The sequence below is a fragment of the Aeromicrobium sp. P5_D10 genome (genome assembly GCF_054049535.1).
This window is the reverse complement of record NZ_JBFUME010000002.1, coordinates 222,811-244,483: the sequence shown is the minus strand read 5'-3', so window position 1 is coordinate 244,483 and position 21,673 is coordinate 222,811. Positions and strand designations below refer to the sequence as shown.

At 65.3% G+C, this 21,673-nt stretch carries 23 protein-coding genes; 7 read left to right on the top strand and 16 right to left on the bottom strand.

Annotation, left to right across the window (positions count from 1 at the left end):
- Positions 1–40: 40 nt before the first annotated feature.
- Complete coding sequence (locus tag ACXJKC_RS02885) at positions 41–1,651, top strand: YegS/Rv2252/BmrU family lipid kinase (protein ID WP_456695167.1); 1,611 nt, start codon at positions 41–43, stop codon at positions 1,649–1,651.
- Positions 1,652–1,745: 94 nt separating this feature from the next.
- Here the strand turns inward: ACXJKC_RS02885 and ACXJKC_RS02880 are convergent, their stop codons facing one another.
- The 5 genes from ACXJKC_RS02880 to ACXJKC_RS02860 form a co-directional block, all read right to left on the bottom strand.
- Positions 1,746–2,225, bottom strand: coding sequence for an SRPBCC family protein (locus ACXJKC_RS02880; RefSeq protein ID WP_456695166.1), 480 nt, complete (start codon positions 2,223–2,225; stop codon positions 1,746–1,748).
- 27 nt (positions 2,226–2,252) lie between these two features.
- Complete coding sequence (locus ACXJKC_RS02875; RefSeq protein ID WP_456695165.1) at positions 2,253–2,573, bottom strand: ArsR/SmtB family transcription factor; 321 nt, start codon at positions 2,571–2,573, stop codon at positions 2,253–2,255.
- Between the two features lie 70 nt (positions 2,574–2,643).
- Positions 2,644–3,648, bottom strand: coding sequence for an adenosine deaminase (locus tag ACXJKC_RS02870; RefSeq protein ID WP_456695164.1), 1,005 nt, complete (start codon positions 3,646–3,648; stop codon positions 2,644–2,646).
- Positions 3,649–3,652: 4 nt separating this feature from the next.
- Positions 3,653–4,057: a hypothetical protein gene (locus ACXJKC_RS02865; protein ID WP_456695163.1), complete on the bottom strand. Its 405-nt coding sequence runs from the start codon at positions 4,055–4,057 to the stop codon at positions 3,653–3,655.
- Between the two features lie 124 nt (positions 4,058–4,181).
- Entirely contained in the window at positions 4,182–4,781 is a 600-nt protein-coding gene (locus tag ACXJKC_RS02860; protein WP_456695162.1) for a MerR family transcriptional regulator, read from the bottom strand.
- Positions 4,782–4,844: 63 nt separating this feature from the next.
- Here ACXJKC_RS02860 and ACXJKC_RS02855 point away from each other — a divergent pair, with 63 nt between their 5' ends.
- Complete coding sequence (locus ACXJKC_RS02855; protein WP_456695161.1) at positions 4,845–5,324, top strand: DUF4188 domain-containing protein; 480 nt, start codon at positions 4,845–4,847, stop codon at positions 5,322–5,324.
- A gap of 98 nt (positions 5,325–5,422) precedes the next feature.
- On the opposite strand, the gene ACXJKC_RS02850 is transcribed toward ACXJKC_RS02855, so the two are convergent.
- Together ACXJKC_RS02850 and ACXJKC_RS02845 are read right to left on the bottom strand one after the other, a co-directional pair.
- The gene (locus ACXJKC_RS02850; RefSeq protein WP_456695160.1) at positions 5,423–7,906 is read right to left on the bottom strand and encodes a glycoside hydrolase family 65 protein; all 2,484 of its coding nucleotides are present in this window, start codon (positions 7,904–7,906) and stop codon (positions 5,423–5,425) included.
- Complete coding sequence (locus tag ACXJKC_RS02845) at positions 7,903–8,616, bottom strand: HAD family hydrolase (RefSeq protein ID WP_456695593.1); 714 nt, start codon at positions 8,614–8,616, stop codon at positions 7,903–7,905. The genes ACXJKC_RS02850 and ACXJKC_RS02845 overlap by 4 nt, the downstream gene beginning before the upstream one ends.
- A gap of 269 nt (positions 8,617–8,885) precedes the next feature.
- Here ACXJKC_RS02845 and ACXJKC_RS02840 point away from each other — a divergent pair, with 269 nt between their 5' ends.
- The 3 genes from ACXJKC_RS02840 (at position 8,886) to ACXJKC_RS02830 (ending at position 11,944) form a co-directional block, all read left to right on the top strand.
- Positions 8,886–9,728 (top strand): hypothetical protein, encoded by an 843-nt coding sequence (locus tag ACXJKC_RS02840; RefSeq protein ID WP_456695159.1) that lies wholly within the window; start codon positions 8,886–8,888, stop codon positions 9,726–9,728.
- 79 nt (positions 9,729–9,807) lie between these two features.
- Positions 9,808–10,989 (top strand): arginine deiminase, encoded by a 1,182-nt coding sequence (locus ACXJKC_RS02835; protein ID WP_456695158.1) that lies wholly within the window; start codon positions 9,808–9,810, stop codon positions 10,987–10,989.
- Positions 10,990–10,993: 4 nt separating this feature from the next.
- Positions 10,994–11,944, top strand: a complete 951-nt coding sequence (locus tag ACXJKC_RS02830; protein WP_456695157.1) for a sigma-70 family RNA polymerase sigma factor — start codon at positions 10,994–10,996, stop codon at positions 11,942–11,944.
- Here ACXJKC_RS02830 and ACXJKC_RS02825 read toward each other — a convergent pair.
- The 3 genes from ACXJKC_RS02825 to ACXJKC_RS02815 form a co-directional block, all read right to left on the bottom strand.
- Positions 11,886–12,473, bottom strand: a complete 588-nt coding sequence (locus tag ACXJKC_RS02825; RefSeq protein ID WP_456695156.1) for a carboxymuconolactone decarboxylase family protein — start codon at positions 12,471–12,473, stop codon at positions 11,886–11,888. The two genes, ACXJKC_RS02830 and ACXJKC_RS02825, sit on opposite strands and share 59 nt — an antisense overlap.
- Positions 12,474–12,566: 93 nt before the next feature.
- Complete coding sequence (locus ACXJKC_RS02820) at positions 12,567–13,403, bottom strand: DUF5926 family protein (protein WP_456695155.1); 837 nt, start codon at positions 13,401–13,403, stop codon at positions 12,567–12,569.
- Between the two features lie 34 nt (positions 13,404–13,437).
- Complete coding sequence (locus tag ACXJKC_RS02815) at positions 13,438–13,842, bottom strand: ATP-binding protein (protein ID WP_456695154.1); 405 nt, start codon at positions 13,840–13,842, stop codon at positions 13,438–13,440.
- 154 nt (positions 13,843–13,996) lie between these two features.
- Here ACXJKC_RS02815 and ACXJKC_RS02810 point away from each other — a divergent pair, with 154 nt between their 5' ends.
- Positions 13,997–14,314, top strand: coding sequence for a rhodanese-like domain-containing protein (locus ACXJKC_RS02810; RefSeq protein ID WP_456695153.1), 318 nt, complete (start codon positions 13,997–13,999; stop codon positions 14,312–14,314).
- Between the two features lie 68 nt (positions 14,315–14,382).
- Here the strand turns inward: ACXJKC_RS02810 and ACXJKC_RS02805 are convergent, their stop codons facing one another.
- From ACXJKC_RS02805 to ACXJKC_RS02795, 3 genes are all read right to left on the bottom strand, one after another.
- On the bottom strand, positions 14,383–14,661 hold the full coding sequence (locus tag ACXJKC_RS02805) for an HU family DNA-binding protein (protein WP_456695152.1): 279 nt from the start codon (positions 14,659–14,661) through the stop codon (positions 14,383–14,385).
- A 102-nt stretch (positions 14,662–14,763) separates the two neighbouring features.
- Positions 14,764–15,417, bottom strand: coding sequence for a leucyl/phenylalanyl-tRNA--protein transferase (aat, locus tag ACXJKC_RS02800; protein ID WP_456695151.1), 654 nt, complete (start codon positions 15,415–15,417; stop codon positions 14,764–14,766).
- Positions 15,414–16,370 carry a phosphotransferase gene (locus tag ACXJKC_RS02795; RefSeq protein WP_456695150.1) on the bottom strand — a complete coding sequence of 319 codons (957 nt, stop codon included), beginning with the start codon at positions 16,368–16,370 and terminating at the stop codon, positions 15,414–15,416. Before ACXJKC_RS02795 ends, aat begins: the two co-directional genes overlap by 4 nt.
- A gap of 82 nt (positions 16,371–16,452) precedes the next feature.
- On the opposite strand from ACXJKC_RS02795, the gene ACXJKC_RS02790 reads away from it, so the two are divergent.
- Entirely contained in the window at positions 16,453–17,124 is a 672-nt protein-coding gene (locus tag ACXJKC_RS02790; protein ID WP_456695149.1) for an EcsC family protein, read from the top strand.
- 111 nt (positions 17,125–17,235) lie between these two features.
- Here the strand turns inward: ACXJKC_RS02790 and ACXJKC_RS02785 are convergent, their stop codons facing one another.
- The 3 genes from ACXJKC_RS02785 to ACXJKC_RS02775 form a co-directional block, all read right to left on the bottom strand.
- On the bottom strand, positions 17,236–18,159 hold the full coding sequence (locus ACXJKC_RS02785) for a hydroxymethylglutaryl-CoA lyase (protein WP_456695148.1): 924 nt from the start codon (positions 18,157–18,159) through the stop codon (positions 17,236–17,238).
- Positions 18,160–18,262: 103 nt separating this feature from the next.
- The gene (locus ACXJKC_RS02780) at positions 18,263–20,116 is read right to left on the bottom strand and encodes an acetyl/propionyl/methylcrotonyl-CoA carboxylase subunit alpha (protein WP_456695147.1); all 1,854 of its coding nucleotides are present in this window, start codon (positions 20,114–20,116) and stop codon (positions 18,263–18,265) included.
- A 2-nt stretch (positions 20,117–20,118) separates the two neighbouring features.
- Complete coding sequence (locus tag ACXJKC_RS02775) at positions 20,119–21,660, bottom strand: carboxyl transferase domain-containing protein (RefSeq protein ID WP_456695146.1); 1,542 nt, start codon at positions 21,658–21,660, stop codon at positions 20,119–20,121.
- Positions 21,661–21,673 lie beyond the last annotated feature (13 nt).

The following is a 21,673-nucleotide window of genomic DNA, read 5'->3' as shown; positions in this document are numbered from 1 at the left end:
TGGCCGTCGATTACTCTAGACCGACCCCTGAGGAGGACCTGTGGCGTTTGACCTGCGTCGTGCCGAGCCCGGTCGACCGTCCATTCTTGCTTGGCTGGTTGCCGTACCGGCAGCGATCTTCGTCGTTCTCGCGCTCTGCATCGCGTTCGACGCTCCTGCCGTCATCAGGCTCGACGACCACGTGGCCGACTGGGCATACGACGTCTCATCCGGCGATTCGGGTCTGATCTCGTTCCTGGACGCGGTCGCCGTGATCTTCAGCAATCTGGCGTGCGGGATCGCCTTGGCGCTGCTGGCAGCCTTCGCGCTGTACCGACGTGAACGCATGGTCGCGATCTGGATCGTCGCCAGCGGCGTCGTCGCGATCGGCGGCAATGCCCTGCTGAAACTCGTGTTCCGCCGCGATCGTCCCTTGTTCGACCAACCGCTGCACGAGATAGGCGGCTATTCGTTCCCGAGCGGCCACTCAGCGGGCGCAGGGATGTTCTTCACCGTGGCGATTTTGATGACGATCGTGCTGACCGGCCGCGGCTTCAAGCGTCGCATCCCCGTCACGATCCTCGGCGCCTTGGCCATCGGCGTCGGTGCCAGCCGCATCTTCTTGGGCGTGCACTACCTCAGCGATGTCGTCGCGGGCCTGTGCTTCGGCATGGTCGTGGCACTCGGCCTGTGGATCCTGCTCGTCTCGAATGCGACCCGCTTGCCCCATGAGCTGGCTGTCATCACCGGATCGGGTCGCAAGCGCGCAGCCGTGATCCTCAACCCGGTCAAGGTCGGGGACGTCGAGGAGTTCAAGGCACGCGTGCGGATGGTCGCCGAACAATCAGGCTGGAGTGAACCGCTCTGGTACGAGACCACGATCGAGGATCCGGGGCACGGGCAGGCCACCGCCGCACTGCACGAGGAAGTCGATCTGATCATCGCCGCCGGCGGCGATGGCACGGTCCGCAATGTGTGCGAGGAAGTCGCCCGCACCGGCGTCGCGATCGGTGTCCTGCCACATGGCACCGGGAATCTGTTGGCCCGAAATCTCGGTATCCCGCTCAACACCCGCGATGCGCTCGACGTGGCTTTCGGCGGTCAAGACCGAGCTATCGATTTGTCGACTTTGGAAACGGATACCGGCGCCAACACAACCTTCCTCGTGATGGCCGGGCTCGGGATGGACGCCGCGATCATGACCGGTGTCAACGATCAGCTCAAGAGCAAGGTCGGCTGGCTCGCATACTTCGTCAGCGGGGTCAAAGCTGCTCGGTTCCCGGCCATGAAGGTGCAGATATCGGTCGATGACGAGGAATTCAAGAAGTTCCGCGCCCGCACCGTCGTGGTCGGCAATGTCGGCTTCTTGCAGGGCGGTATCCCGTTGCTGCCAGATGCCCAGATCGACGACGGTCTTCTGGACGTCGTGGTGATCGCGCCGAAGCGATTCATCGGCTGGCTCGCGATCATCGTGCGGGTCGTGGGACGACAGAAGCGGACCAACGAGCGGCTCGACCGCCTGACGGGCAAGAAGGTCGTCATCAAGACCGAGAAGCCCGTGCCGATGCAGCTCGACGGCGATCCGGTCGGTGAGGGCCAGATGATCACGGCCCTCGTACAGCCCGGCGTCCTGCTGGTGCGGGTGCCGGTCGCCCCGGCCGCTGCCGGTTGATCCACACCCGTCGACACCTCCCCGAATGGTGCGAACTGGTCAGATTTCGGGTCAGAAACCGACCATTCCGCACCACTCGCGGGAAAGGGCCTCGCTAGAGCGTAGGGAGGAGCTCGTCGAGGCGTTCGTAGCCTTCGCGGACTCCGGTCTCCATTCCACTGGAGGCCATGCCGTCGCGGTCCTCGGTCGAGGTGAAGACCGAGACGTTGTGAGCGCGGGTTCGGCCGTCGCCGAGATCTTCGAGGCGCAGCGTCTCGAACGAGACGTGGCCGGGCATGCCGAGCCACTCGAAGGTGCGGATCGACAGCTCGGGGGTCTGCTCGCCGTGGAACACGCCGCGGAAGGCATGCTCGTTTCCATCCGGATCGCGCTGGACCAGCGTCCACGTGCCACCGTGGCGCGCATCGCTCGTGGTCTCGACATTCGTGAGGTATCGCGGGCCCATCCAGCGGCCGATGAGCTCCGGATCGGTCATAGCCCGGAAGACCTTGTCGACCGGGGCATCGAACTCGCGTGTCATCGTGATGGCGTGGCTGCCGGGGGTCTCGATCGTGAGGGTGTCGGTAGTACTCATGGTGCGTCTCCTTCGTGGTGTGGTCGGTCAGTCGAGCGAGTCGAGCAGTTCGTCGAGCCGGTCGTAGCTCTGCGACCAGTAGCCCCGGTAGTCGGCCAGCCAGCTGGTCGCGTCCTTCAAAGGCGCGCCCTCCAACCGGCTGAGCCGCATCGTGCCCTGTCTGGTGCGCGAAATCAGACCTGCGTTCTCGAGCACCTTGAGGTGCTTGGAGATCGCCGGCTGCGACATCGTGAACAGCGCAGTCAAGTCGCCGACACTCGCATCTTCCTGAGAGAGTCGGGCCAAGATCGCACGGCGGGTGCGGTCCGCCAGGGCCCCGAACACGAGATCGAGCTGCTCATCACTCATGACCATTCCTTTATATAACTCCTTGGTTATATATAACCATATGGTGATGGGGCCGTCAACCCCGGCCTGATCAGCGCCCGGCGTATCCGTCTATCTCGGCCAGGATCGAGGCCTTCACGTCAGCGGGCGCGAACGACTGGCGCACCGCGGCGCGAGCCAGCTCGGCCACACCCGCGTCGTCGAGCCCGAGCAGGTCACGGGCCACGCCGTACTCCTGGCTCAACGTCGTGGCAAACATGGGCGGATCGTCGGAGTTGATCGAGACCGGCACCCCGGCAGCGACCAAGGTCGCCAACGGATGCTCGGCCAAGGACGGCACCGAACGGGTGCAGACATTCGACGTCGGACTGATTTCGAGCGCGATCTGATGTTCGGCCAGATAGGCCATCAGCTCAGGATCTTGCGCCGCGGCGATACCGTGGCCGATCCGCTCGGCACCCAAGAAGTTGATCGCGTCCCAGATCGACTGGGGTCCGGTCGACTCCCCCGAGTGCGGAACGCTGCGCAGACCAGCCGCGATCGCCTGCTCGAAGTAGGGCGCGAACTGCGGACGGGGCACACCGATCTCGGGGCCGCCCAGACCGAAACTGACGAGCCCCTCAGGGCGCACCCGCAGCGCGGCATCGAGTGTGACCTCGGCGGCCGGAAGCCCGGATTCGCCGGGGATGTCGAAGCACCACCGCAGCTCGATACCGAAATCGGTCTTCGCCCGGATCCTGGCGTCTTCGACAGCTTCGCAGTAGGCCTCCGCAGCGATACCCCGTGCGATCGAGGTGTAGGGAGTGAGGGTCAGCTCGGCATATCGGACGTTCTGGGCGGCCAGGTCGCGAGCCACCTCGTGGGTCAGGGTCCAGATGTCCTCTGGAGTGCGAATCAGGTCGACGACCGACAGGTACACCTCGATGAAGTGCGCGAAGTCGGTGAATCGGAAGTAGTCGGCCAAGAGCGAAGGATCGGTCGGCACCGGCGAATCGCCCGCATATCTCGCTGCGAGCTCGGAGACGGTCCGCTGCGATGCGGATCCGACGTGGTGGACATGCAGCTCTGCCTTGGGCAGACCGAGTTCGAACGACATACCCCTAGGCCTCCTTGTCCTGCTGGCGCTCAGTCTGCTGGAGCTCCACGACCGTGCCCCGGTCCTCGAAGGCGACATCGGCTGTCACCAGCACCTCGTCGTCGAGTGACAGTTCGACTCGGTTCTCCTCGACGGTCAGATTGCGCGCGGTACCCTCTTCGAGCCAGGTGAACGAGCCGAGGACGCTGACGACCCGCACCTTCACACCGTTGTCGAGCTGCCCCCGGAATACGACCGGCCCCGGTCCCGCATCGCGGATCACCAGAGCAGTCCGGCTGATCAGCGGATTGTCGACACTGACTGTCGGGTCCTCGGGTCCATCCGACCGGCCGAACGTCCATTTGTCATCGCCGACAAGCTGCATTTCGCCGCTCGTTCCCTCAGCGGTCTTCCATGTCACGGTGATCATGGCTCCCCTTTCGTCGGCACAGTTTTTCACGCCCCAGCCCGCGAGCGGTGCGGATCGGACCTTTCGAGACGGCGAGTCTGTCCAGAGCGCACCACTCGGCGACGGGTTTGCACCACTCGCAGGGTCAGGGGAAGCGGCGAGCCGAGGCATCGGCGTGCGCCAATCGCCGCATCGCCAGCAGCACGGGTTCCATCAGCAGCGTGCCCAGGACGACGTAGCGGACCGCAGCCTCCGGAGATTCGGTCGGAACGCCGGCAATGTCGTACTCCGCGATCGTCCGAGCCGTAGCGGCATAACGGTCCAGCATTTCGGGAGACATCTCGAATCCCGCATCGCGTGCCACCGCAAGCGCATGGCCGAGCGCCGCCACAGGCCCGTCGAGTGCGACCTCGGCGTTATAGCCCCAGCGCTGCAACAGCGCCGTCACCTCGCCACGATCGACCGGCTCGAGCACTGGAGTCAGACTCATCTGGACGTCTGCCAGCAGGCCGAGCACGTCGGCCGGCGGCGCGTCCATGCGTTGGAGCACCTCTTTGGCCGTCGCCACCGACAGCCCGGTGGCCAGCAGCGCCCGGATCAGTCGAAGGCGCTCGACATGTTCTTCGTCGTACTGCGCCTGCGTGGGTGACGTCAACCGTCCTGGCGGAAGGAGTTCCTCCCGCAGGTAGTACTTGACCGTTGCAGTCGACACTTCGCCCCGACGAGCAAGCTCTGAAATCCGCACCCCTTGACAATAGCGACTCACACTATCCAATATCAGATAGTACAACTATCTAATTGGAGAATCATGAAGGCTTCCGACCTGGGTCGAACGACCCACCAGCACGACGGTGAACTCGTCGTGTTCCTGATCGGCATGACGATCAACCACTGGTGGCGGCCGGACCGCTGGATTCCGGTGTTCACCGCTATGCCTCGCATGCTGATCGAGCTCTCGCGCGACGCGAACAGCGGGCTCCTCGGCTACCGGCTCGTCGTGGGCCCCCGCGGCCCCTCCGTCGTCCAGTACTGGTCGTCGGTCGACGCGCTGTACGAATACGCATCCGACCCCGCCGCCACACATCGTCCTGCCTGGAAGACCTTCAACCGCCGAGCACGTCAGGCGCCACGGGCGGTCGGAGTCTGGCACGAGACATACGTCGTGCAGAGCGCCGAATCGATGTACGTCAACACCCCACTGAGCGGTCTCGCCGCCGCAACCCGCCGCGTGGCCGTCACCGCCGCGGCGAATCGAGCTCGCGACCGGCTGGCCAACCCACGCTCATGAGTCACTCGCTCACGGTCGGCGAGTCACAGACCCGCCAACCCCGACTCGCGGCAGGTAATTGAGTGACTCACGGGCCGTAAGGCAGTGACTCGCGAGCGTCAGGTGCCGGGGACGATCGCCGCGATGATCGTGCCGTCGGCACGACGACGACCCGGCACCGGTTCGGGCTCGCCTTCGAGTCGCGGACCCTGTCCCACCAGCGCGATCGAAACAGGTTCGCCCGACCGCACCGTCACCGACTGACCGCGGATGATGAGCGTGGCTTCGTCGCCGTGCTCAACCTCCAGATCGACCCGGTCCGGCAAGACACTGATCCGTACGCGCGTACCCAACAACGTGAGCCGGAAGGCCAGCTGCTCCCATTCCTCGGGCAGCCGGGGATCCAGCGTGAACCGCCCACCGTGATCCCTGAACCCGCCGAAGCCGTTGACCAACGCGCTCCACACGCCGCCCGTCGACGCGACATGGACACCGTCGGAGGTGTTGTGATGGCGATCGGCGAGATCGACGAACAACGCCGACAAGAAGTACCGCAGCGCGAGATCGTGATAGCCGACCTCGGCAGCCATGATCGACTGCACGACCGCAGACAACGTCGAGTCGCCGGTCGTGATCGGGTCGTAGTACTCGAAATCGGCGCGCTTCTCCTCCGCGCTGAAGTGATCGCCCTGCAAGAACAACGCCAGGACGACGTCGGCCTGCTTGAGCACCTGGAAGCGGTAGATGACCAGCGGGTGATAGTTCAACAGCAAGGGCCGCTTGTCGAGCGGGGTGTTCGCCAGGTCCCACACCTCGCGCTCCAGGAAATGCTGATCCTGCGGGTGCACGCCGAGGTGCTCGTCGTACGGGATCGCCATGTCATCGGCGGCCCGGTTCCAGTCGTCGACCTCGGCCAGATCCAGCGACAGCCGATTCACCACCTGGTCGTACGCGACACCGTCACGGACGGCGAGTTCCTTGACGGCCTGCGCGGCGCGGCGCAGATTGAACCTCGCCATGACATTGGTGAACAGATTGTCGTTGACCACCGTCGTGTACTCGTCAGGACCGGTCACGCCGTGGATGTGGAACGTGCCATCCTCCTCATTGCGCCAGAAGCCCAGATCGACCCACATGCGAGCGGTCTCGACGAGGATGTCGATGCCCTCACGGGTCAGGAAGTCCGTGTCGCCGGTGGCTGCCAGGTACTGGCTCAACGCGTACGAGATGTCGGCGTCGATGTGATACTGCGCGGTTCCCGCGGCGTAGTACGCCGAGGCTTCCTCGCCGTTGATCGTGCGCCACGGGAACAGTGCCCCGTGCTGGGCAAGCTGCCCGGCGCGGGTACGGGCGGCGTCCAGCAAGGTGTAACGGAACCGCAGCGCATTGCGGGCGGCCCGCGGCGTCGTATAGGTCAAGAACGGTAGGACGTAGACCTCGGTGTCCCAGAAGTAGTGACCCCCGTAGCCGGATCCGGTGACACCCTTGGCCGGGATACCGATCCCCTCGGCGCGCGCCGAGGCCTGAGCGATTTGGAACAGATTCCAGCGAGTCGCCTGCTGGACCTCGGGCTGACCCGTGATCTCGACATCGGAACGCGCCCAGAAATCGTCCATCCACCGTCGCTGGTCGTCGAACTGCTTCTCGATGCCTTCGTCGTGCACCCGGTCGATCGTGCGCCGGCAACGGTCGATCAACTCACGCGATGGGACACCGCGCGAGGTGTGATAGCTGACGATCTTGGACAGGGTGATGGGCTGTCCCGGTTGAGCATCGATCCGGTAGGTGACCTTCGCGAGATCGTCGTCGGTCGTGACCCGCTCGGTGAAGCTGTTGGCCGTCTCCATGATGTGATCTGCCGCGACGCCGATCGTCATACCGCTCTCGGCGCACTGGTAGCCGAGTGTCACCCGCCCGTTCTCGAGCTCACCCGAATTGCTCTGGGGGATCAGCACCCGATGACGCAGCTGTCCGGCTTTGCGCGGGTCGACGCCTTCGCCCATCGACTTGGACCGGACGTGATATTCGTCCTCGCCGTCTTGACGGTTGAGGATCTGCGACGAGATCGCGATCGGGGCGTGATCGTCGAGCATCGTGACTTCGAATGTCAGCACCATCAGGTGCCGCTGGGTGAACGAGACCATCCGGCGTGACCTGATCTGCACCCGTTTGCCACCCGGCGTCCGCCACAAGATGTCGCGCGACATGACGCCGGTGCGAAAGTCGAGACGGCGCTCGTATTCCACGAGATCGGCGATCGGCAGCAACAGCGGCTCGTCGTCGACGTACAGCCGAATGACTTTGGCGTCGGGGGCGTTGACGATCGTCTGACCGACCCGCGCGAAGCCATAGGCCTCTTCGGCGTGCTGGATCGGCCAGGTCTCGTGGAAACCGTTGATGAAGGTGCCGTGCGAGAACGAGTCGCGACCTTCATCGACGTTCCCGCGCAGGCCCAAGTAGCCATTGCCCACCGAGAACAGCGTCTCGGTCGCGCCGAGATCGTCATTGTTGATGTGATTTTCGACCAGGGCCCATTCGTCGACGGGGTAACGCGTGCGGTCGAGGTAGTCCTTGACCTCCGGCGCGACGTGACTTGGGCTCATGGCGTCACCTCGGCGAGATCGGAGATCACGACGTCGGCACCGTGGGCGATCAATGCCTCGGCACCCACTCCACGATCCACGCCGATCACGAGGCCGAAATCGCCTGCAGCACCCGCCTGGACGCCGGACAGTGCATCTTCGAAGACGACAGCACGCTCTTTGTCGACGCCGAGCTGCGCAGCGGCGTCGAGGAATGTGTCAGGAGCCGGTTTGCCGGCCAGGCCTCGTTCGGCAGCTTCCTTGCCGCTCACGAGCACCGGGAAGTAGCCAGAGACCTCTGCGGCACTCAACACGGCGGCCGCGTTGCGGGAGCTCGACACGATCGCCATCTTGGTGCCGCGGGCGGCCAGCGCTTTGACCAGCTGGACCGATCCCGGATAGGGCTCGACTCCCTCGTCTTGAAGGATCTGCTCGAAATCGTGGTTCTTGCGGTTGCCGAGTCCCGCCACGGTCTGCGCCGTCGCGGGATCGGACGGCTCACCGTCCGGCAGCGTGATTCCGCGTGAGGCCAGGAATGATCTGACCCCGTCATACCGGGGCTTTCCGTCGACGTACTTGAAGTAGTCATCGGCGGTATACGGCTCGACGACACCTCGTTCGTGCAGGAAGTCGTTGAACATCTGGTCCCAGGCCCGCATGTGCACTTCGGCCGTCGGCGTGATCACGCCGTCGAGGTCGAACAGCGCGGCGTCGTAGTCATTCCAGTCCACACCCACGAGCGTACGCAGGTCTGGTCGCTTGTGCGTAAATCCCCCAGGGCGATGATCGCCACACTCGGGACCAGTGACGGTCGCCGGCAAGGTCACGGCATCGAGCGGCGAGCCGCCTTCGCCCGACCAGGACCGTGTCGACGTAGTCATGGTGACCATCTCCATGTGGCCCATCAGGATGATTTCGTCACGACCTCCTGCGCTGAGACCTCATTCCGCCCGAAGATCGAGTTTTGGCCTCATGGCCGGATCCACTCACCAGGAGATTCATGCACACGTCCATCCTGTCCCGTTCGGTGATCGCCATCGCGTCGCTGGCCATCGGCACTGCCGCACTCGCCGTTCCGGCTGAGGCATCCGAACCCGCCCCGAAGATCAGCCGCGCCGCCGTCGCCAAGTTCGTCGATGCGCATGGCGCTGGCAGGATCGGTCCTGCCGATGCTGAATTCGAAGAGTTCATTCGACAGCTCGAAACCCTCAGCAGCACGGTGTGCCAGGCGGTCGGCCCCGATGCGTCGATCGTCCTCCTCGACATCGCGGAAGCCCAGAACGTCTCCTCCCTGATGATTTCGGCCGACATCGATGCCGACGGCTTCGGCGAGCTCGATACAACCTGCACATACGCGATGATCTTCACCGACGAGGGCCTGACCTTCACTGGGCGCTACGCGATGGACGTCACCTCGTCGATGGATCCCGTCACACATCGCGCCGCAGGGCTCAGCAGCGATCTCGTACTGACCGAGCCGGTCTTCACCGACGTGGAGGAATATGCGCAAGGGAACCTGACCGCAACCGGCAAGACCCTAAAACCCGCGACCCGTTGGGTCAACGCCAAGGTCAAGAAGGCCAAGACCGCCAAGCAGAAGAAGGCCGCCAAGAAGAAGTACCAGTCGGCGGTCAAGTCGGCCAAGAAGAAGTACACCAAAGCGGGCAAGACCAAGAAGGCGAAGAAGACGATGACCAAGAGCATCGCTCGCGCCAAGAAGGCCTACAAGAAGGCTGTCGCCCCGAGCACCAAGACCGTCAGGAAGCTTCAGAAGTACAACATCGAGACGCCGTTCAGCTTGTCGGCGGTCCTCAACGGGTACGACGACATCCGTCCCGCCTGACCCCGCAGGACGTCATCACAGGCGTGGCGCATCGACGCTTCGCCCGTGATGACCTCCCGGACGCGACTAGGGTGACAGCATGCCCCTTGGCACAGACAGCGAAGTCGGACGACTCCGCACGGTCATGCTGCACCGCCCAGGTGCCGAGCTTGCCCGACTGACACCCCGCAACAACGATCAGCTGCTGTTCGACGGAATCCCCTGGCTCGGTCGTGCGCAGGAAGAACACGATGCCTTCGCCCAGGCACTCCGCGATCACGACGTCGACGTGCTGTACCTCGCCGATCTGCTGATCGAGACGCTCGACCTGCCGGACGCCCGCACATCTGTCATCGAATCGACGATCAGCAGTCTGCGGCTCGGTGACAGTCTGCGGTCATATCTGCGTCGTGGGCTTGCCGACCTCGATGCGGCCGCGCTGGCCCAGGTGTTGATGGCCGGGCTGCGCAATGACGAGGTGACAGGATTCCGGTCCATCGTGACGGGCCTGTTGGAACCCGAAGACTTCCTGATCGACCCGCTGCCCAATCTGCTGTTCACCCGCGACTCCTCGGTGTGGCTGCGCGATCGGGTCGCCGTCACGAGTCTCGCGATGCCCGCGCGCGTGAGAGAGACCCAGCTGACCGGGTTGATCTACACCCACCACCCGCGATTCGCCGGCACCGGAATAGTGCACGGTCCGCATCTAGAACATCTCGAAGGCGGCGATGTCTTGGAACTCGCACCCGGCGTCATCGCGGTCGGAGTGGGCGAACGCACGACCCCGGCCGGATTCGAGCGTTTCGCCGGGAGCGTCCTGTCCGAGGGGCTGGCCGAAACCGTTCTGGCCGTGCCCATCGCGCAGGACCGGGCCACGATGCACCTCGACACGATCGTCACGATGGTCGACGTCGACACTGTCGTGATCTACCCCAATATGGCCGACACCCTGCAGGCCTACGCCGTCACGAGTTCGGCCGACGGACTCGTCGTCGCACGACCGCAATCGTTCTTCACCGCCGCGGCCACCGCAATGGGCATCGAGACACTCCATCAGATCGACACAGGCCTCGACCCGGTGACCGCCGAACGTGAGCAGTGGGACGACGGCAACAACACGCTCGCGATCAACGCCCGGCTCGCGGTGGCGTACGAACGCAATGTCCAGACCAATGCCCGACTCGAAGCACATGGCATCGAGGTCATCGCGATCAGCGGCGATCAACTCGGCTCGGGCCGTGGCGGGCCGCGCTGCATGTCCTGTCCCATCGACCGCGACTGAGCCCATGGACACCGATCTCCTCGACCGCTTCGAAGCCGAGCGTCCACGACTGCTCAACGTCGCCTACCGGCTGACCGGCAGCATCGCGGACGCCGAGGATGCCGTGCAGGAGGCGTGGTTGCGTCTCGACCGGGCGACTGGTGCCACCGAGATCCGCAATCTGCAGGCCTGGCTCACGACAACCGTGAGCCGACTGTGCCTCGACCGGCTGACCTCAGCGGCGGCCCGGCGCGAGACGTACATCGGACAGTGGCTGCCCGAGCCGATCGTGACGTCATTCGAACCCGATGCGGTCGATCCGCTCACAACCGTGGTCCGGCATGAGGAGAACCGTCTGGCCGCACTCATCGTGCTCGACGTTCTCCCGCCCGCGCAGCGCGTCGCGTTCGTCCTGCACGATGCCTTCGGCGTTCCGTTCGATGAGATCGCCACGACGCTCGACATCACCGAGGCCTATGCGCGAAAGCTCGCCTCCCGGGCCCGCGCCACCGTGGCGGACCCGCCACCTCCCGTGAGCGATGACGTGCACAACGAAGCGGTCGGCCGCTTCCTCGCCGCGATGGCCGCCGGTGACCTGGCGGCGATCCTGGCGACCCTGCATCCCGACGCGCTTGTGATCGGCGATGCCAACGGCACGACCAGCACCGCCGTCAACGTGATCCGCGGGCCCGAGAAGTTCGCCCGGTTCTATCTGGGTCTGCTGCGACGCTACGGCGCGGAGGCCCTGGATCGGTTGGTCCCGGTCCTCGTCAACGGCCAACTGGGTCTGATGACCATGGGCTTCACCGGCGAGACCAAACGACTCAGCTCACCGCCACGGGTCGGCGGCTTCACGGTGCGCGACGGCCTGGTCTGGGCCACGTACGACATGGCCAATCCAGAGAAGCTCGGCGGTGTCAGGCTTCCTGACTGGCCTCCGCCGCCCACGGGACCCGGCACGAATCGCCCGAACTGAAACCTTGGTCGACGATGCCGAGGGCGTGATTCATCCGAGCGCGCTGATTCTCGATCGAGATCTGATAGGTCAGCTCGACCACGCCGGAGTTGCCGTACGTCCGGACGAGCGCGGCAACCTGATCGTCGGTGACGGTCATCGGCGTCGCGGTCATCGCGTCGGCGTAGCGAATGACTTCTCGTTCAGCGTCGGTGAACGCCTCAGACGTCTCGAAGTCTCCGATCTCGCGGAGACGGTCGATATCCAAACCGTCCAGACGCTGCAGCATCGTGCCGAAATCGACGCACCACGAACAGCCGACCGTCCACGCCGTGCGATAGACCGCCAGCTGGATCAACGACCCCGGCATGATCCGGGTGGCCTTCTCGACCGCCATCTCGTGCCGGGCCGCGGCCATGAACAGCTTGGGGTGATGGGCCAGGATCGTGAACGGCTCAGGCACGACGCCGAAGCGTCGGCCCGCGATCTTGTAGCCCACCTTGACCAGCAATGAGGCGTCCTGGGGCGAGACGGCGGGAATACGAGGCATGAGAGGTCTCCAGTCCTGCGGCGCGGGTGCGCCGCTCACCCCTCAGACGACGCAGGGGTGCCAGACGTGACACCCCTGATTATCGCCGCAGACTCAGACCGTGACCTGACGGCTGATCAGGGCCCCACGAGCTGAACGCTGCTCCGAGGTCAGCGGGCTGTCATCGGCCAAGGCGGCATCGAGCCGGGCCTTGAACTCGACCGCGGGCTTCTCCAGATCGGCCGCGTCATGCGGGAATTCCCAGACCGGCACGAGCAGACCATGGGCCCGGAAGTGACCGATCAGCTTGGTGCCCTCACCGAGGGTGTCCTCGTCGGCCGCGCGCAGGCGGGCCAAGGCGTCGAGGAGCTTGGTCTCATCGACCGTCATGATCCAACGCAGGAAGCGCTGCGGACCCATCTCGGTCCAGTACGCACCCTCGACCGACGACAGCTGGACCGTCGGGTCGATCGTGTCGTTCGCCTCGTCGAGCATCTCCTGGGCGCCTTCGGCCTGGTCGACACCTTCGAGCCAGTAGTCGAAGCCCTCATGGACCTCGACATCGAAACCGCTCGCCGGATCGATCAGATCCTGCACCCGCGGACCGACACCCGGATCAGTCATGCGGACGGGGTTACCGGGCTCGGTCTCGAGCGCCAGCTCGATGACATGCGCGAGATCGCGGCTGATGTCACCGAAGTTGTGGGCGACCTGCAAGCCGACCCAGATCTCGCCGTCAGGTCGCCGGATGCCGGCACCGTTGCCGGGCAGCAGCGAACAGATGCGCACGGTCTCGCCGGTCTTCAGGGTTATCGTTCCCGACGCCGACGGCACAAACTCGCGCAACGCGACCCAGTCAGCCTCTCCGGGGAGTCCCTCGAAGGTGCGCGCCACGAACGGCATGCGTTCTTTCTTGGCGGCTTTGCTCTTGATTCGCGACTTCTTGCCCATGAGGGGCGAGTCTAGTCACTGCGGGGTGTCGCGGTCAGTGGGGAGTGAGGCCGAGTTCGGCATTGACGCGGGTACCGGCCGACATATCGACCCACCAGCGGTCGGCCACCCGGTTGATGATCGACAGGCCACGGCCGCTGAGCGAGTCCTCATCGAAGTCGATCGGCGTGAGCGATCCGCCCTCGCCCGCGTCCTGGACGCTGAGTTCGAGCAGATCCCCGTTGATCGTCCAGGAGATCTCGATCGTGCCGGCCGAATTCGGCTCGCCGTGGCTCACGGCGTTGGCGATCATCTCGCTGATCACGATCAGCGCGTCGTCGATGACGGTCTCCGAGGCGCGGTGCACCGTCAAGAACGCCGCGAGGCGCGTACGGGCCACACCGGGAGTGGACATGACGAACGGCAGACAGATCGTGTCGTGGGACTTCAGGTCGTTCACCACCCTGGAACATCGGCGAAAAAAGGAGCCGCCTCGGTTCGTAGTGACGACTTGTCTATGGTCCAAACTAACTATACGACCGGGTCATTGGCCAGTCTTTTGCCACTGGATCCCCCTGTGGACCCGAGCTTGGCGGGCAAGGGACGATGGATCCATGAACGACTCAAACATTCCGACCATCGACGTCCAGGGTGTTCCGAGCCCACTGACAGACGGCCATGCGCTGCTCGATGTACGTGAGCCGCATGAGTGGGCGGCCGGTCATATCGACGGCGCGGTCCACATCCCGTTGGGTGATCTGCCGACCCGTCTCGGGGAGCTCGACCCGACGACCCCGACGCTCGTGATCTGCCATCTGGGTGGACGCTCGGCGCGTGCCACACAATGGCTGCAGGCCCAGGGATACGACGCGACCAACGTCGAGGGCGGCATGGAGGCCTGGGAGGCCGCAGGGCTGCCCGTCGTGAGCTGACGCTGCGCAGCTCATGACGCGCAAAAGCGGCCCCCCGCCGCCGCCCGGGGGGCGCTGAAGTGTTCTGCCTACTTGGCGGCAGCCTTGAGGCGCGAGCCAACGCTGACCTTCACGCCGAAACCGGCGGGGATGTCAATCGTCTCACCGGTCGAGGGGTTGCGGCCGGTGCGCGCGGCACGTGCAACTCGCTCGACGGAGAGAATGCCGGGAATCGAGATCTTCTCGCCCTTGGCGACGGAATCGAGAAGGATCTCGCTGAAGGACGAGAGAACCGCGTCTGCTTCGGCCTTGCTGGTGCCGGCCTTCGAAGCGAGGGCAGCGACGAGGTCGTTGCGTGAGATAGCCACAAAAGCTCCTTGTGAGTGGTGATGTTTTCTTGAGACAGTCTATGAACTGCCCGGTGACGAATTGTGGCGCCCCGGCGTTCGGCCCCATGATTCCGCCTGATATCAGGGCCAGATCGCGGGTGGACGCACGTCGACCAAGAAGTCGATCGCGCCGAGATAGCGCCGCCGCGACCACTGTTCGACACCCAGCGAAGCCAGGTGCGGCGTACTCCATTGGGTGTCGATCAGGGCGGGTGTGCCCATCATTTCGGCCAGTGCGACGAGGGCTGCCTTCGAGGCGTCCGTGGCGCGGTGAAACATGGATTCGCCTGCAAACAGAGCACCGATGCTGAGTCCGTACAGGCCGCCGACGAGGTTTCCGTCGAGATCTCGGGTCTCCACGGAGTGCGCCCAGCCCAGTCGGTACATCCGGACATACGCCTCGCGGATGTCCGAATCGATCCATGCACCGGGCCGGCTCGGATCGGCGCAGGCATCGATGACTTCTTCGAACGACTCGTCGACCGTGATCGTGAAGTGCCGCATCGACCGCCGCAGCGACCGACTCACCTTGATCTCCGAAGGGACCAGCACGCCGCGTTGCATCGGCGACCACCACAGCAGTTCATCGCCGTGCGGCATCGGAAAGGCGCCGCGGCGGTACGCCTCCAACAGCGTGGACGAGGCCAGATCGGCACCGACGGCAACGCAATCGTCATCGGGCCAGTCGGCCGGGTCGAAGACCCACACCGAAGGTTCGATAGGGCTCCGGGTCATGGATCGAGCACCCTCGTCAGATGATGTAACGGCGCTGAACCCCACTCGGCCCACTCCGCGGCGGTCGCCTCCTGCAGGCACGTCCACCACAGCAATGTGCGGTTGACCGGTTGTGTCAAGGTCGCCGCCGCCGACAACGACTGGACCTCGACCATCGGCACGCCCCAAGTCTCGCAGTACGCCTCCAACACATCGGGCCAGGCCAAGGTGGTCTGACTCATGATCCACCCGTACGGGACGCTGAGCACCTCGACGGCATGGGCCCATTGACCGTCGGCGAAGTCGAAAAGCCGTCCATCGCGCGCGAAGACGTTATTGGGATGCAGATCCCCGTGCTGCCAGGTGACCGGCAGGCTGGACGCGGCAAGCTGCGCCGCGGCGTCGGCGATCGCGGAGCGTTGACCGACCAGCCGATCGCGAAGATGCGGCGGAACGTGTGAGGGATGGGCGTACGGCAGCTCTGCGAGGATCTCGATCAGGCGCTCGAACCGCGGGACGACGGTCTCCGGTCCGCAGTCGGGCAGCCCAGCAGCGAGCAACGCCTCACGGTGGCCGGCGGTCGCCTGCTGCAGGTGGGCCGCCCTGGTCATGACTTGGCGCCAGCTGGCGGTGTCGACATCGGTCGCGTCGGCAAGAGTCGCGCCACGGTCGAACGTCAACATCCAGCCTCGGTCGGCGTCGATGGCCAACGGGGCATCGACCGCGTCGGGGAGCAGGCGGGCGAGTTCGGCCTGTAGAAGCGGCTCGAATGCCAGCGACGCGCAATTGGCCTTGAACCACACCCGGCCCTGATCGGTCTGCACCGCGAGCTGCGTCGACCACGGACGTATTCGCAGCTGCTCGATCGGGCCCGCGACCGCATACCCGGATCCAGCCAGGCTGGTGCGGACCCAGTCTTCGACGTCACGATGCCAGTCATCGTGCGCGACGCGCTCGGAGAACGGGCGACTCATGGGCCAAGAGTAGGCCCGGACCGATGCCATCCGCCGCGACTGACACGACGCGAGACGTGGAGGTCTCTCATATGCTGATGCCATGGGTGTCCGTCGCACTATGGCCGTCAGCGCAGGGGCGAAGCTGGCTCCGACAGTTGCGTCGGGCTATGTGCGGGTCGTGCTCGACAAAGCCATCGACGGCGTCGGACCCCTGCGCAGCGCCGCAGCGTCGGCCGACACCAAACTTGTCGACGCCGGCGGTGATGTCGAGAAGGCTCTGGCTGCCCTGTTGCGCATGCACACCTCGTTGGCCGGTCTTCAGGGGTTCGTGACGAATCTCGGTGGCGTGAGCACGATCGCAGTGACGGTACCGGCCAATGTCGCCGGCGTGACGATCGTGCAGTGTCACTTGGTCGCCGGGATCGCGCATCTGCGCGGCTACGACCTGGAGGATCCGCGGGTCCGCAACGCGATACTGGCCTGCATGCTGGGCGAGGACGAGGTCGCCTCTCTCGTGGCATCGCATCGGCTGCCGTCGTCCCCTATGGCGCTCGCGACGTCTCCGGTACACGATCCGGCGCTCGACGAGACGTTGTCGCGAGAGGTGACGTCGGAGCTGATCGGCCGGACGGCCGGACGACGCGCCATCACCTTGATCGGGCGTCGCGTGCCGCTCCTCGGCGGTGCCGTCGGCGCATCCAGCGACGCCTACACGACGTGGCAGATCGGCACCTACGCCGCGAAGGAACTCAAAGACCGCCGCCTCCGCTAACCCCGCCTCGACCGCGCCTCGACCGCGAGTGGTGCGGTTGGGACTTTTCGGGACGGCGTGTCTGTCCAGGTTGCACCACTCGGGAGCGTCTTTGCACCACTCGGCGAACGGTCAGGACAGGGCGCGGACTACTGCGCTGGCGGGCTCCTTACCCAGATGCTGAGCCATCCACCTGCTCGTCTCGACCAACGACGGCAGGTCGACGCCGTGCTCGATGCCAAGTCCGTTGAGCATCCACACCAGGTCCTCGGTCGCGAGGTTCCCGGTCGCGCTCTCGGCGTACGGGCACCCTCCCAGGCCACCGGCGGACGCGTCGAATGTCGTGATGCCGACCTGCAACGCGGCGTGCGCATTGGCCAGGGCCTGGCCGTAGGTGTCGTGGAAGTGCATCGCCAACTGATCGACGGGGGTTCCGGCAGCGACGAAGCGGGTGACGAGATCGCCGACCTGTGCGGCCGTGCCGACACCGATCGTGTCGCCGAGCGACAGCTGCGAGGCCCCCAGGTCGAGAAGTCGCTGGCCGGCCCGGATGACCTGCTCGGCCGGAACGTCGCCCTCCCAGGGATCGCCGAAGCACATCGATACGTACGCCCGTACGTCCAATCCAGCATCCCTGGCGCGCTCGACAACCGGCTCGAACATCTCGAACTGACTGTCGAGCGTCGAGTTGAGGTTCTTACGCGCGAAGGTCTCGGTCGCACTCGCGAAAATGGCGATGTGGCTGACCCCTGCCGCGAGCGCCCGGTCGAGACCGCGCTCATTCGGCACCAGAACCGGCAGCGGGACAGACCCGTCGAGCGGTAGGCGTCCGACCAGTTCGGCGGCATCGGCGAGCTGTGGCACCCATTTCGGGTGGACGAAACTGGTGGCCTCGACGATCGGCAGACCCGCCGCGATCAGTCGCTCGATGAACTCGACCTTGACGTCGAGCGGCACGATCGCCGACTCGTTCTGCAAGCCGTCGCGGGCCCCGACCTCATAGATCGTGACCTTCTTCGGCAGTGCGGGATCGCGGACGATCATGGGTTTGGTCATAACGTGCCTCCTCGAGTGGTGCAAACAGCGCCCCGAGTGGTGCGCTTTGGACAGACACGCCGTCCCAGAAAGACCAAACCGCACCGCTCGCGGTTAAGGGGGTTCACGTGGGGTCCACGGTGAAGAGGAGGTGCTTGATCGGGACTTGGTCTCCGACGGCGGCTCCCACGTGGGACACCACGCCGTCGTAGGGGGCTGTCAGCGCGAGTTCCATCTTCATCGCCTCCACCACACCCAGCTGCTGTCCCTCGGTCACCGCCTCGCCCTGCTCGACGTCGACGCGCAACACCGTGCCCGGCATAGGAGAAACCAGGTCGGCGTCGGTCGACACGCCACGCTGATGACCACCGCGCATCGGATCGGGCACTTCGAGCGTCCAGGTCTGAGACTGCCACGCGATCGTGATGGCATCGCGATCGATGATGGCCAACGCACCGGCGTCGTCGATCTCGTCCTCGGCGAGGTCGAACGACCAGACGTGCCCGGTCTCGTCGGCAAGCGCGATCCGCGTCGGCGCCGGATCGGAACCCGAGCGCCAACCGTCCAACTGACCGAACGGGTCAGTGCTGCCGACCAGTTCATAACGGGCCCAGAGCGTGGCGGCGGCGTGGGCGGCCTCTTCGGGAACCAAGGGCGTCGCCAGCAGGTCGGCCGACGCCTCGCTGTCGAGCCATCCGGTGTGCACCTCGCCAGCCGCGAACGCCTCACTCGCGACAAGACGGCGGACGAACCCCAGGTTCGTCGTGATGCCGAAGATTCCGGTGTCGTCGAGCGCCTCCACCATGGCCGTGATCGCGTCCTGACGGTCCACACCCGAGACGACGATCTTGCCGAGCATGGGGTCGTAGGCCGTCGAGACCTCGGCGCCGCCCACCAGATCGGTCTCGATCCGGGCATCATCTGGCCAGGCGACGTCGAGGACGTGTCCGGCCTGCGGCAGGAAGCCCGAGTACGGGTCCTCGGCATACACCCGCACCTCGATCGCGTGCCCCGATGCGGTGATCTCATCCTGAGCCAATGGCAGGCGTTCCCCAGCGGCCACAGCGAACTGCCACTGGACGAGATCGATGCCCGTGATCTCCTCGGTGACGGGATGCTCGACCTGGAGGCGGGTGTTCATTTCGAGGAAGTACGCGCGACCGTCGGACACGAGGAACTCGACCGTCCCAGCACCGGTGTATCCGACCTCGCGGCACAACGCCACGGACGAGTCGTGGAGCGTGCGCCGCAAGTCATCGCTGAGTCCGTAGGCCGGAGCCTCCTCGACGACCTTCTGATGCCGGCGCTGGGCCGAGCAGTCCCGCTCGAAGACGTGGACGACATTGCCGTGGCTGTCACCGAAGACCTGCACCTCGACGTGTCGGCCACCTTCGACGTAGGCCTCGACAAGCAACGTGTCGTCGCCGAAGGCGGAAGCCGCCTCACGCCGAGCCGAATCGATCGCGTCCTGGAGTCCGGCGGCTTCGCGGACGATGCGCATACCCTTGCCGCCGCCTCCGGCCGCCGCCTTGACCAGGACGGGATACGCATCGGCCGGAACCGCGGCGGGGTCGTACTGCGGGGTGACGGGGACACCTGACGTCTCGGCGATCGTCCGAGCCCGGTCTTTGCGCCCCATCGCGTCCATGACCTCGGCCGTCGGGCCGATGAAGATCAGTCCCGCCTCGACGACCGCACGGGCGAACTCGGCCCGCTCGGAGAGGAATCCATATCCGGGGTGGACGGCCTCCGCACCGGACTCCTTCGCCGCGGCGAGGAGGCGGTCGATCGACAGGTACGACGCAGTGGCCGGGGTCGGGCCGAGGTGCACCGCATCATCGGCCAACTGCACATAAGGAGCGTCGGCATCGGCGTCGGAGTAGACCGCAATGCTGCGCAGGCCCGCCTCACGGCAGGCGAGAATGACCCGGCGGGCGATCTCGCCGCGGTTGGCAATCAGAACAGAAGAAAAAGTCATCGCTACATCCTGAAGAGGCCGAAGCGGGGCTCCGGGATCGGAACGGCTGTGGACACTTGCAGGCCCATCGCGAGCACCCGGCGGGTGTCGACGGGGTCGATGATCCCGTCATCCCACAATCGCGCCGAGGAATAGTAGGCCGAACCCTGATCCTCGAACTGTTCGCGGATCGGCGCCCGGAACGCGGCTTCGTCCTCGGCCGACCACTGTTCGCCGCGGGCCTCCATGCCATCGCGCTTGACCGTGGCCAGCACCGCCGAGGCCTGCTCGCCGCCCATGACCGAGATCTTGGCGTTGGGCCACATCCACAGGAATCGCGGATCGTAGGCGCGACCGCACATGCCGTAGTTACCGGCACCGTACGATCCGCCGATCACCACCGTGAACTTCGGTACGACCGACGAGGCGACCGCTGTGACGAGTTTGGCGCCGTCTTTGGCGATACCGCGGTTCTCGTACTCCTGGCCGACCATGAAGCCGGTGATGTTCTGCAAGAACACCAGCGGGATCCCGCGCTGATTCGCCAGTTCGACGAAGTGCGCGCCCTTGAGCGCCGACTCGCTGAACAGGATGCCGTTATTGGCGATGATCGCGACGGGATAACCCTCGATACGAGCGAAACCGCACACCAGCGTCTCGCCGTAGAGCGGTTTGAACTCGTGCAACCGGGAGTCGTCGACGATGCGGCGGATGACCTCCCGGACGTCATATGGCGTGCGGCCGTCGACCGGCACGACGTCGTAGAGCCCTTGCGGATCCTCGCGCGGGGGCGCCGGCTCGCGCGGCGGCGGCTCACTCGTGGGACGCTCCAACGTCCCGACGATCGACCGCACGACCTGCAGAGCATGCTCGTCGTCTTCGGCGAGGTGGTCGACGACGCCGGACGTCCGCGCGTGCACATCTCCGCCGCCGAGCGCCTCGGCCGTGACAACCTCGCCCGTCGCGGCCTTCACGAGCGGCGGACCGGCCAGGAAGATCGTGCCCTGCTCCTTGACGATGACGGTCTCATCGCTCATCGCCGGAACGTAGGCGCCACCCGCGGTGCACGAACCCAGCACCGCCGCGATCTGCGGGATGCGCAGCGCCGACATCTGGGCCTGGTTGAAGAAGATCCGGCCGAAGTCGTCGCGGTCGGGGAAGACCTCGTCCTGCATCGGCAGGAACGCTCCGCCGGAGTCGACGAGGTACAGGCACGGCAGCTGATTCTCCTGCGCGATGGCCTGCGCCCGCAGGTGCTTCTTGACCGTCATGGGGTAGTACGTTCCGCCCTTGACCGTCGCGTCATTCGCGATGATGACGCACTCACGTCCGCTGACCCGGCCGATTCCGGTGATGACTCCCGCGCTCGGCACCTCGCCGCCGTACATGCCGTATGCCGCGAGAGAACCGACCTCCAGGAAGGGCGATCCCGGGTCGAGGAGACGGTCGATACGATCACGGGGCAGCAGCTTGCCGCGCTGGACGTGTCGGGTACGGGCGGCTTCACTGCCACCCTGGCGGACAGTGACCAGCCGGTCACGTAACTGTTGGACGAGTTCACGCATAACACCGAGGTTA

Coding starts and splice junctions, on each gene's coding strand:
- ACXJKC_RS02880 (WP_456695166.1), bottom strand. CDS start 2,225: ATGAGTACTACCGACACCCTCACGATCGAGACCCCCGGCAGCCACGCC.
- ACXJKC_RS02875 (WP_456695165.1), bottom strand. CDS start 2,573: ATGAGTGATGAGCAGCTCGATCTCGTGTTCGGGGCCCTGGCGGACCGC.
- ACXJKC_RS02870 (WP_456695164.1), bottom strand. CDS start 3,648: ATGTCGTTCGAACTCGGTCTGCCCAAGGCAGAGCTGCATGTCCACCAC.
- ACXJKC_RS02865 (WP_456695163.1), bottom strand. CDS start 4,057: ATGATCACCGTGACATGGAAGACCGCTGAGGGAACGAGCGGCGAAATG.
- ACXJKC_RS02855 (WP_456695161.1), top strand. CDS start 4,845: ATGAAGGCTTCCGACCTGGGTCGAACGACCCACCAGCACGACGGTGAA.
- ACXJKC_RS02850 (WP_456695160.1), bottom strand. CDS start 7,906: ATGAGCCCAAGTCACGTCGCGCCGGAGGTCAAGGACTACCTCGACCGC.
- ACXJKC_RS02840 (WP_456695159.1), top strand. CDS start 8,886: ATGCACACGTCCATCCTGTCCCGTTCGGTGATCGCCATCGCGTCGCTG.
- ACXJKC_RS02835 (WP_456695158.1), top strand. CDS start 9,808: ATGCCCCTTGGCACAGACAGCGAAGTCGGACGACTCCGCACGGTCATG.
- ACXJKC_RS02830 (WP_456695157.1), top strand. CDS start 10,994: ATGGACACCGATCTCCTCGACCGCTTCGAAGCCGAGCGTCCACGACTG.
- ACXJKC_RS02825 (WP_456695156.1), bottom strand. CDS start 12,473: ATGCCTCGTATTCCCGCCGTCTCGCCCCAGGACGCCTCATTGCTGGTC.
- ACXJKC_RS02820 (WP_456695155.1), bottom strand. CDS start 13,403: ATGGGCAAGAAGTCGCGAATCAAGAGCAAAGCCGCCAAGAAAGAACGC.
- ACXJKC_RS02810 (WP_456695153.1), top strand. CDS start 13,997: ATGAACGACTCAAACATTCCGACCATCGACGTCCAGGGTGTTCCGAGC.
- aat (WP_456695151.1), bottom strand. CDS start 15,417: ATGACCCGGAGCCCTATCGAACCTTCGGTGTGGGTCTTCGACCCGGCC.
- ACXJKC_RS02795 (WP_456695150.1), bottom strand. CDS start 16,370: ATGAGTCGCCCGTTCTCCGAGCGCGTCGCGCACGATGACTGGCATCGT.
- ACXJKC_RS02790 (WP_456695149.1), top strand. CDS start 16,453: ATGGGTGTCCGTCGCACTATGGCCGTCAGCGCAGGGGCGAAGCTGGCT.
- ACXJKC_RS02785 (WP_456695148.1), bottom strand. CDS start 18,159: ATGACCAAACCCATGATCGTCCGCGATCCCGCACTGCCGAAGAAGGTC.
- ACXJKC_RS02780 (WP_456695147.1), bottom strand. CDS start 20,116: ATGACTTTTTCTTCTGTTCTGATTGCCAACCGCGGCGAGATCGCCCGC.
- ACXJKC_RS02775 (WP_456695146.1), bottom strand. CDS start 21,660: ATGCGTGAACTCGTCCAACAGTTACGTGACCGGCTGGTCACTGTCCGC.